Source organism: Tenacibaculum sp. M341 (assembly GCF_004337695.1).
Lineage (GTDB): Bacteria > Bacteroidota > Bacteroidia > Flavobacteriales > Flavobacteriaceae > Polaribacter.
The window spans coordinates 22,008-26,177 of the sequence record NZ_SJXJ01000019.1; the positions used below are offsets into that span (position 1 = coordinate 22,008).

A 4,170-nucleotide genomic window follows, 5' to 3' on the forward strand; every position below is an offset into this window, starting at 1 on the left:
GTGAAGTTATATTTCCACTATCTACTGATACCGATCCCGCATTCTGAATATCAAATGTGAAATTACCAGAACCTGATAAAATAGCTATCTCGTAAACTCCTACATTAGGGACACAATCTAAACTTGTTACTAAATTTGTAGTAAAGTCTAAATCTTCATTTATTGTTGCTGGTTGTGTTGCTACTGCTCCACAGCCATTACTATCTTCTACCTGAACTATATAATCTCCTGCTGATAAACCTACAAATACATTGTTTGGATCTATCTGGTTTCTTAGTTCTGTTGCTCCAGTTGAATCAAATAAAATATATCTATATGAACCTGTTCCGCCTGTAGCCGTAACTGTAATGTCTCCGCCTGATGGTGAACATGCATTATGAGCTATTGATAAACTAAACCCTACTTGCGTTGGATCTGCTAAAGTAACCTCTGATTGCTCAATACATCCTTCTGAATCTCTAACTGAAACTACATAATTTCCTGCACTTAAGTTCTCAAATAAATTATTTGTCGTATTAGTTGCATAGTCATATCCTGCAACTACTCCTCCTAATGATGCTATAGTTCCTGTGTTTAATTGGTAATTATAATTACCCCAACCTCCAGATGCAACTACTGAAATACTTCCATCGGCTCCTCCTATACAACTGATCGGATTCGCTGTTGGTGTAACCGTAATAGCGGCTGTTGGTCCTGCTATAGTAAATGGTGCTGAAGTTCTAACACAATCTGGTGTAGCTGTCATTGTTAATTCAATAACATAAGTTCCTGCTGATAAGCCTAAACCTGAATCTGCCGAGATTAACTCTGATACATTTCCTACTCCTGATCCTGATACTCCCGCTACAACTGCTCCTCCTGGTGAAGTTAATACTTGATAAGTATAAGCTCCTGTATAAGGTGTACTCGAATCTATGATAAAGCTTGCATCTCCATCTGCTCCTCCAAAACATGATACTGAATTCACTGGAGTTACATTGATGATGTGATCTATTGGCTCTTCAACTGTATAACGTGTGCTTAATTCACACCCTGTACTATGAGATACTGTGATTGTATAAGTATCTGCTGGTAAAGTATAACCTACAGCTATTGGTGTTCCACTACTTACTGAGGTTATTGGTGCATAAACAGCTCCTGTTACATCTCCTACAATAGTAATCGTAGCTCCTGTTACTGTATTTGTCGATGTAAATTCTACACTGATTGACTCATCATTGTTACAATCTAATGGCGTTACCTCTGTTGCGGTAATACCTGTTAAACGTTCAAATGCTGGTAAAGTATCACTTGCCGAAACATTTGTACATCCTTCATTATCTGTTACTCGGATATAGTAATCAGCTCCTGATTCATCAGTTATAGTATAAGTGTAAATTCCTGAACTTATATTTAATCCTGAAGTAACCACTACATCACTTGCTCCTACTACCTCATGTAACTCTATGGTGTAAGTACCACTTCCTCCTGTGATTCCTGTACTATCAAAAACAATGGTAGCTTCATTTGTTACATTATCTGTAGTACAGTTAAATGGATTGATAGTTAAATTTGGAACATCAACTGGATCAAAGTCATCGATTGTGATCGTTTGAACTGCTGATACACATCCATTAGATCCTGTTCCTACAACATCATAAGTTCCTGCTGGTAATCCTAAGATCGCACTCTCTGTAGCATCCCAAGTTCCTGTTACTACTCCGCCTGGATTAGTCGTAGCTTGGTAAGTTACTGGAATTACTCCTGCTGTAGTAGTGATATTAATACGTCCGTTACTATCTCCATCACAAATCGCATCAACTCCAACTGCTGTAAATGTTGGGATTACTGCTGGTGCAACTGTGATTGTCTTAGTAATCGAACATCCTGAACCTGTATCGGTTACGATTACATCATAATCCCCTGGACTTGCCGCTGGAATATCAAATGTAGCTGTAGTAGCTGGTGAAGTTATATTTCCACTATCTACTGATACCGATCCCGCATTCTGAATATCAAATGTGAAATTACCAGAACCTGATAAAATAGCTATCTCGTAAACTCCTACATTAGGGACACAATCTAAACTCGTTACTAAATTTGTAGTAAAGTCAATGTCATCATATAATGAAACCGTTGCTCCAAAAGTAGCAATACATCCATTGTTATCTTGAACTTGAATAGCATTATAATCTCCTGTTGTTAATCCATCTACAGTATAAGTTGTTGCAGTTGTTGCAGCACTATACGTTGCACCTCCATCAACTGAATACATATATGGAGCCGTACCACCTGAAACAGTTATCTCTATCGATTTGTTAGAAGAACAACTATCCCCTGTAGCTCCAGTAATTGTAGGAATTGGGTTTACTGTTAAAACTTGACTAAACATATTAGAACAATTCTTACTATCAGTAACCGTAACATCTATGGTTACAGAAGTAACTGCCGATGCATCAGCATAAGCAACTGAAACTAAATTACCAGATAAGCTACTTGTAATGGTATTAGCTGGAACTCCTGTTTGATATGAATTAACTGAATATGTATATCCTGGGAAACCTCCAGCAACATTATCAATACTTATAACTCCATCTACACTACATGTAATATTATTTACAACATTTAAATCTGCTGTAATTGGTACACCATCAATAATATCTACATCTGCACTAGCCCATCTACAAGTTGGTGTTGTTCCTGGTTCCTCAATGATTAAATAATAAGTTCCTGCTGCTAAAGGCACTGATGTAGTTACTGCAAAAGATGCTCCAGCTGGCACTGTACCGCTTTCTATAGCTGAACCTGACAAAGGATCAGATAACGGTGTACTTCTATCATAAAGATGCCAAGATGCTGAAGTTGCTGTAGCAAGTCCATTTGAATTATCTACGGTAAACTCTATTTCTCCTGTAGCTGCACCACAACCTTCCGTAGTAACTATTGAAGTTATTGGTATTGTATCAGCTGGGTCTGGAGGAGTTACAACTATAGTTTCTTGTTCTATACAACCTGTTACCGTATCAGCTACATAAAATGTATATGTAGCACCTGGTATTAAATTTGGATAAGTTCTTGAATTACCTCCTAAAACATCTGGAGAATCCCATCCAGCTGGTATTGGACCAGGAATAGCATCTCTAGCAAATACATACATGTTACTACCTCCTGAAGCTTGAACTACTACTTCTATTCCATCTTCACAGTTAGAAATATTAAAAGAAGTATTTATAACTAAACCACTAAGTGTATAAGTAGTTTCAAAATCTACAAACTGTCTAAAACAAACTTGAGTTTCAACTCCTGATACAGGATCTCTATGGATAATTCGAACTGCTGGTGAAATAGTAGTTTCTGGTGGAATACTTGTAAAAGTATTTACACCATCATCATCAAACCATGTTCCTGAATTATCTCTTACTTGTACAAAATATGGCGCTGCTAACGCACTCAATGCTGCTGGTAGATCATAGTCAAAACCAAACTGTGATTCATTTCCTGTATATGGTATACATGACATAGGAACTACACCTGAAATAATCGCGTCTATTTCTGGTAATTCATCAATTGTTAAATTAAAAGTTGCTGCTGGACTTGGACACCCATTAGCATCAGTTAAAGTAACTGTATATGTATCTCCTGATAAACCTGGGAAATTAACAGTAGTTGTACTTGTACTTACTGTTTGATTCACTGAACCTCCGTTAGTAATATTTACACTATAAGGTGCTAAACCATCACTTATGGTTACAGTCACAACTGATGTTTCACCAAAACATACTGGGTTTGGTGCAGATGTCACTACCATACTTGGATCAATGAATTCATTCACTACCACATCTTGAATAACAAAAGGACATCCGTCACCGTCTAATACATATACATCATATGTATTAGCAGCTGCTACAGGTATAGGGTTGGTCGTTGAATATGTTCCTGCTGGATTTCCGTCAGGAACTACTGAGAATTGATATCCTGATCCAGAACCTGTTCCTCCTGTGTTCACTAAAATTTGACCTGCTGTACTACAGCTTATATCTGTAGGTGTAGCTGTAGCAACTAACTCTGTATTGATATCATCATTTGCTGTTGCTGTACATCCATTATTATCGGTAATATTTACTACATGATTCTGTGCGCCTAATCCTGTAAAGGTATATGTTAACGTATTTATTGAAACTGGAGTTGCTC

At 37.3% G+C, this 4,170-nt stretch carries 1 protein-coding gene; it reads right to left on the bottom strand.

The genetic code is table 11. The features are described from left to right. Window positions 1–4,170: beta strand repeat-containing protein (locus EYW44_RS22330; RefSeq protein ID WP_165872262.1), on the bottom strand; the 4,170-nt coding region annotated here is incomplete at both ends.